The sequence below is a fragment of the Streptomyces sp. NPDC006925 genome, from assembly GCF_042869575.1.
Classification (GTDB): Bacteria; Actinomycetota; Actinomycetes; order Streptomycetales; family Streptomycetaceae; genus Streptomyces.
The window spans coordinates 56669-63168 of record NZ_JBIAGB010000034.1; the positions used below are offsets into that span (position 1 = coordinate 56669).

Sequence of the window (6500 nt, forward strand, 5' to 3'; positions counted from 1 at the left end):
GCGCGGCCATGCGATTCCGGCACCCCGACGGCACCACGGTCCACCTCGCCTACTGCACCAACGTCCACGCCGCCGAACAGCTCGACGGCGTACTGGAGCAACTCACCGCGTACGCCGAGCCCGTACGCCGCAGACTGCACCGGGACCGGCTCGGCATCGGCCTGTGGCTCGCCCGCGACGCCGCCCGCACCCTCACCGACGACCCCGCGGCCGTCCGGCGGCTGCGCTCCGGACTCGACCGCGCCGGACTGGAGGTCGTCACCCTCAACGGCTTCCCCTACCAGGGCTTCGGCAACGAGCACGTCAAGTACCGCGTCTACCGGCCCGACTGGACCGACGACGCCCGCCTGGAGCACACCACCGACCTGGCACGGCTGCTGGCCGCACTGCTGCCGGACGACGTCCGCGACGGCAGCATCTCCACCATCCCGCTGGCCTGGCGCACCGGCTTCGACGCCGAGGCCCGGCACCGCGCGCTGACCCGGCTGCACACCCTCGCCGCCCGGCTGGACGCGCTGGAGGAGCTGACGGGCCGCTCCATCCGGGTCGGACTGGAACCCGAGCCCGGCTGCACGGTCGAGACCACAGCCGCCCTGATCGAGGCACTCACCCAGGAGGACGGCCCGCCCGCGCACCGGATCGGCGGCTGCCTGGACACCTGCCACCTGGCCACCGCCTTCGAGGACCCGGCCAAAGCGCTGGCCGCGCTCGCCGAGGCGGGCCTGCCCGTGGTCAAGTCCCAGCTCTCCGCCGCGCTGCACGCCGAGCACCCGGACCGCCCCGAGGTGCGCGCCGCACTCGCCGAGTTCGCCGAACCCCGCTTCCTGCACCAGACCCGCGCCCGCACCCCGGACGGAACACTCCGGGCCACCGACGACCTCGACCGGGCTCTGGCCCCCGGAGCGCTGCCCACCACCGGGCCCTGGCGCTCCCACTTCCACGTCCCGCTGCACGCCCCCCTCGACCCACCGCTGACCGCCACCACCGACGTGCTCGGCGAGACCCTCGGCCATTTGGTCGGCGGCCCCACCCCGCTGACCCGGCACCTGGAGGTGGAGACCTACACCTGGCAGGCCCTCCCGGCGGCACTGCGCCCCACCACCCGTGCGCAGCTCGCCGACGGCCTCGCCGCCGAACTGTCCACCGCACGCGACCTGCTGACCGGTCTCGGCCTCAAGGAGCTGCCGTGACCACCCCGCTGCTGGTCATCGACGTCGTCGGGCTGACCCCCGCACTGCTGGCCCACATGCCCCACCTGCGCGCCCTGGCCCGGGACGGTGCACAGGCACCCCTCGGCACCGTCCTGCCCGCCGTCACCTGCGCCGCCCAGTCCACCTTCCTCACCGGGGAACTCCCCGCCCGGCACGGCATCGTCGGCAACGGCTGGTACTTCCGCGAACTCGGTGACGTGCTGCTGTGGCGGCAGCACAACGCGCTGGTCGGCGGCGAGAAGCTCTGGCACGCAGCCCGTGCCCGGCAGCCCGGCTACACGGTGGCCAACATCTGCTGGTGGTACGCGATGGGCGCGGACACCGACTGGACCGTCACCCCCCGCCCCGTCTACTACGCCGACGGCCGCAAGGAACCGGACTGCTACACCCGGCCCCCGGCACTGCACGACGAACTCGTCGCCGAACTCGGCGACTTCCCGCTCTTCACCTTCTGGGGTCCGGGCGCGAACCTGACCTCTTCGCAGTGGATCATCGACGCCACCCGCCACATCCTGCGCACCCGGCACCCCGACCTCGCACTGTGCTACGTCCCCCACCTCGACTACGACCTCCAGCGCCACGGCCCCGACGACCCGCGCGCCCACCGCGCCGCCGCCGACGTGGACGCCGCCCTCGCCCCACTGCTCGCCGACGCGCACGCCGAGGGCCGCACCGTCGTCGCCCTCTCCGAGTACGGCATCACCCGGGTGCGCCGCCATGTCGACATCAACCGCGTGCTGCGCCGCGCCGGACTCCTGGAGGTGCACACCCAGGACGGCATGGAGTACCTGGACCCGTGGACCTCCCGCGCCTTCGCCGTCGCCGACCACCAGCTCGCCCACGTCTACGTCCGCGACCCCGCCGACCTGCCTGCCACCCGCGCGGCACTGGCCGGACTGCCCGGCCTGGAACAGCTCCTGGACGAGACCGGGAAGAAGGAGGCCGGCCTGGACCACCCCCGCTCCGGCGAACTCGTCGCCGTGGCCGAACCCGACGCCTGGTTCACCTACTACTACTGGCTGGACGACCGCCGCGCCCCCGACTTCGCACAGCTCGTGGAGATCCACCGGAAGCCCGGCTACGACCCCGTCGAGCTGTTCATGGACCCGAACGACCCCTACGTCAAACTCCGCGCCGCCGCCGCACTGGCCCGCAAGAAGACCGGCATGCGCTACCGCATGGCCGTCGTCCCCCTCGACCCCGCACCGATCCGGGGCAGCCACGGACGGCTCCCGGACCGGACCGAGGACGGCCCCCTGCTCCTCTGCTCCCGCGCCGACGCGCTCGGCGACCGCGGACGGAGCGGGCCGGCCGCCGCCTTCCCCGCCACCGAAGTGAAACGCCTGCTCCTCGACCTCGCACTGGGAGACGCCTCATGAGCAGCAGATCAGCCGACCCGCAGTACGCCGAACTCCACCGCAGACTGCGCCGCCGCGGCTTCCTCGGCGTCGCCGCGGGCGCCACCACCGCCACCCTGCTGGGAGCACGCCCCGCCGCCGCCGCACCGCAGGCGGCCGCGGCGGCGGACCACCGGGGCTGCCGCCCGATCGTCCCGCGCGGCAGACTGGGCATCCAGCTCTACACCCTCCGCGACCAGGTCCAGCAGCTCGGCTTCGGCCCCGTCTTCCGGGAGCTGGAGCGCTACGGCTACGACTCGGTCGAGTTCGCCGGCTACACCCAGGGCACCGGCGACCTCACCCTCCGGCAGCTCAAGCACCTCATGCGGGAGCACGGCCTGCGCGGCATCGGCAGCCACGTCGGCTACCACTCCGCCGACCCGGCCGCCTACACCTTCGCCACCCAACTGGAGAAGGTCGTCGACGATGCGGCAGCCCTCGGGCTGCCCCACGTGGGTACCGCGGCCAGCCCCGACCGCTACGGCCGCACCGTGGACGGCTGGAAGCGCGCCGCTGAGGACTTCAACACCTACGGCGCGGCGGCACGCGCCCGCGGGCTGACCTTCTACCAGCACAACCACCAGATGGAGTTCGGCTTCGCCGAGGACAAGCCGCACGTACGCCTCTACGACGTGCTGCTCGCCGAGACCGATCCGGAGCTGGTCCACCTGGAGATGGACATCTACTGGGCCTACGCCGGACAGCACCGCTTCAGCGTCCGCCCCGACGGCACCCCGGCCCCCTTCGACCCGCTCGACTACGTACTGGCGGCCCCGCACCGCTACCCGCTCTTCCACGTCAAGGACGGCGAGCACGACGAAGCGTCACCGGACGGCTACCACATGGTCGACGTCGGCGACGGCGACATCGACTACGAGCACTTCATCGGCACCGTCCTCAGACGCCACCGGGGCCGCCGCACGGACCACCACTGGCTGATGGAGCGCGACGACGCCGTCGACCCCGACGCCAACCCGGCCGGCTCCTTCACCTCCGCCCGCCGCTCCGCCGCCTACCTGCGCGGCAGGCGCCATCCGTGACGCCCTGCCCCAGGGAATCGTGAGGCATATTCCGCGACATTCAGAATAAAAGGTGCGGATCGCCAGGAAACCCAGGTGAGAAGCACTCCCAACCCTTGGTATCGTTACGGCCGTCGCCACGGCAGCCAACCTCTGTGGCGCGGCCCGGTCCGGGTGGCGGAATGGTAGACGCGCTAGCTTGAGGTGCTAGTGCCCTTTATCGGGCGTGGGGGTTCGAGTCCCCCCTCGGACACAGACTGATACCCCACGGGTGTCCGGAATGTGCTGGTCGAGATGTGCTTCGACCAGCACTTTTTGTTGTCCGGGCTGGTAGCGGAGCCGCAGGCCGAGTTTCCGGTAGATCTCGGTCTTGTCTTCGGGCGCTGCTTGGTGGATGAGTCGGGTGAGGTCGCCCGCTGTGTGGAGAAGATCTGCGATGGAGTCCCGTGAGGTCTTGACCGATCCCCCTGCGCCGGGGGTGCGTAGTCGGGCTTGTGCCTGGGTGCGCCTGGCCTGGGTTTCGCTGATCCATTGGGTGACCAGTTCGGGATCAGCGCCTGCTTCGAGGGCGGCGCGGTACTGGGTGAGTTTGGCGTCGCAGTCTGCGATTTCGGTCCGCGCTTGAGTGGTTGCGGCACTGTGGGGGTGACCTGTTTCGGCGGCTGCGGTCATCAGGTCGATGGTGTTGTCGATGCGGTGCGGTAGGAACATTTTCCCGAGCCAGTTGTCGAGTGGCCGGACGATCCAGGCTTCGCGCACATAGACATTGCGGGGGTGCTGGACCCGGTTGGCAAGCCCGTATTCGCTGGGGTACCGGCAGCGGTAGTAGGCACGCTCATGGGACCAGTGTCCCTGCATTTTCCGTTCGCATGGGTCACAGATGAGGGCTCCGCGCAGGAGATATGGATGGCGGGCGCGTTTGACCCCATGTGCGGGAGCTTTCCGCTGCTTCGATTGAAAGATGTTCTGAGCACGGGCGAAGGTGTCGTCGTCGATGAGCGGAGTGTGGACGATCTCTCTGGAGATGATCCACTTGTCCTGGGTGTTCCAGCGCATCTTGGTGGTGTAGCCGAGACTGACGTCGGTGATGTCGAGCAGTGCCTCGTGCTTCTTCTGCCGGTTCCAGACCTGGCGGCCCGTGTAGCGGGGGTTGCCGAGAATGGCGCGCACGGCGGTCTTGGCCCAGGCGCGGGTGTCACGGTGCGGGTTGCGGTCGGGGTCGATGGCGGAGGGGCTCGGGATTCCGTCCCGGGTGAGTCCTTCTGCGATGGCATAAATTCCCAAGCCTCGGAGGAACTCGTTGAAGATGCGCACGACGATGGGCGCGGTCTTCGGGTCAGGCTCCAGACCGTGCAACCGACGGCCTTCGGCAGCCTTGCCTGGGTTCGGGTGGGGACCCAGGTCACACAGTCGGTAGCCATAGGGTGGTCGGCCGCCGAGGAAACGGCCTTCCATCAAGGTCTGCGAGGACATCGCTGCATGAACGCGCACTTTGATGCGGTTGCGTTCACCTTTGGACATGCCGCCGAACACGGACATGATCAGGTCGTGGGCTTCGTTGTTGCCGTCGATGGCACCGCCGACTTCGGGCACCCAGAGCGGTACCTCGTAGTGCACGAAGAGGGGGAAGGTGTCACCGAACTGGTTGCCGTAGAAGGCGCGTTGCGGCTCACCGATGACCACCGCGTCGAATCCACGGTTGCGGTCGGCGAGTGCGGACAGGAGGGCCCGGGCGCGGGGACGCCGTTTCCAGGGAAGGGCGCGGGATTCTCCGATGTCGAAGTAGTCGGCCACGATCGCGCCTCCGGCAGGCGCGAGGAGGGCTTCAGCCCGACCGCGCTGCCATAGACGGGAAGCTTCCGGCTCTTGCTGGTCCTCGGTAGACACCCGTCCGTAGAAGGCGAAACGGAGCACACCGTCCCGCGCCGCTTCAGCATTGGCCAGCTTCGGCGAAATGTTCAGCCAGGGAAGTGCGAGATCGGTTTCACTCACCCGCGGGATCCTTTTTTCGGTGGTTCGTGGGGTCGTCCTGTGATAGCTCGACGCTCTTCAGAGCGCCAGCGCGCTCTGCGCGTTTCTTAAGAATGCGCAGCAGAACGACGGCAGCATCGGGATTGAGCTCAGGTTCAGGGGCAGCGAATTCAATGACAAAGCCGGGTGGGGGTCTCTCCTCACAGGCACGCTGCGTCATTCTTGACCGTCTCCCCAGGTGACAGTGCCCTCATCAGGCTCGTCGGTGGAAAAGAAGGTGGGATCGCTGAGGGGGTGAAGCTCTGCCTTTGACCGTAGTACAAGCGCGGACGGGCAACCGGTCAGTGGGATGGAGGTGGCTCTCGTGCTCACACAAGTAGAAGAGAACTCACCGCTTGTTTTTGCCACCGCTCAACGGTCGAATGTAACGAGGTGGTCACCCTCGGTCCGCAATGTCCTGCCGGGGAAGGCCGCTCAGCGGTCCGACAATGAGCGACTCTGTCGGGGATCTTGGGCGTGACCTCATTTCCCCTGTCGCCACCAGCATTCCCAGGTCAGGCCGCGGGTGTCGAGGTACTGCTGGAATGTCGTGGGGGATCGGGGGCGGTGGGGGTGGCGAGTGGTGCGTTGGGCGAGGCGTTCGATGTTGATGGCGATGCCGGTCAGGACGTGCTGCACGTGTGTCTTGCTGAGGCCGTGGTAACGGCTGCGGCGGGCCCGGTGTCCGTTGACGAACTCGCAGATGGTGCCTTCGACTCCGGACCGGGTGGCGTAGAGCCGTCTCCACTGGGAGTCCTGTTGGTCTGTACGGTTTCGGGCTTGGAGTTCGTGCAGGTGGCGGGGGAGGAAGTTCACGGTGCGGGCAGCGGTTCCACGGGTGCAGGCGGGCCGGTCGGGGCACG

The 6500-nt window shown here is 68.9% G+C and carries 5 protein-coding genes, 1 tRNA gene and 1 pseudogene; 5 read left to right on the top strand and 2 right to left on the bottom strand.

Annotation, left to right across the window (positions count from 1 at the left end; all coding sequences use genetic code 11):
- Positions 1–8: 8 nt before the first annotated feature.
- The 5 genes from eboE to ACFYNS_RS29750 all read left to right on the top strand — a co-directional run bounded on the left by eboE (position 9) and on the right by ACFYNS_RS29750 (position 4332).
- A complete protein-coding gene (eboE, locus tag ACFYNS_RS29730) occupies positions 9–1190 on the top strand; it encodes a metabolite traffic protein EboE (RefSeq protein ID WP_388605892.1) in 1182 nt (393 codons plus the stop codon).
- The gene (locus ACFYNS_RS29735; protein ID WP_388605894.1) at positions 1187–2590 is read left to right on the top strand and encodes an alkaline phosphatase family protein; all 1404 of its coding nucleotides are present in this window, start codon (positions 1187–1189) and stop codon (positions 2588–2590) included. The genes eboE and ACFYNS_RS29735 overlap by 4 nt, the downstream gene beginning before the upstream one ends.
- Positions 2587–3648 (top strand): sugar phosphate isomerase/epimerase family protein, encoded by a 1062-nt coding sequence (locus ACFYNS_RS29740; RefSeq protein WP_388605895.1) that lies wholly within the window; start codon positions 2587–2589, stop codon positions 3646–3648. The genes ACFYNS_RS29735 and ACFYNS_RS29740 overlap by 4 nt, the downstream gene beginning before the upstream one ends.
- Before the next feature lie 147 nt (positions 3649–3795).
- Positions 3796–3880, top strand: a tRNA-Leu gene (locus ACFYNS_RS29745).
- A 278-nt stretch (positions 3881–4158) separates the two neighbouring features.
- Positions 4159–4332, top strand: a complete 174-nt coding sequence (locus ACFYNS_RS29750) for a hypothetical protein (RefSeq protein WP_217495556.1) — start codon at positions 4159–4161, stop codon at positions 4330–4332.
- A gap of 48 nt (positions 4333–4380) precedes the next feature.
- On the opposite strand, the pseudogene ACFYNS_RS29755 reads toward ACFYNS_RS29750, so the two are convergent.
- Together ACFYNS_RS29755 and ACFYNS_RS29760 are read right to left on the bottom strand one after the other, a co-directional pair.
- A pseudogene (locus tag ACFYNS_RS29755) lies at positions 4381–5619 on the bottom strand (recombinase family protein); the annotation flags it as partial.
- Positions 5620–6120: 501 nt separating this feature from the next.
- Positions 6121–6500 (bottom strand): transposase (locus tag ACFYNS_RS29760; protein WP_388605897.1); only part of this gene is annotated, 380 nt, incomplete at its 5' end.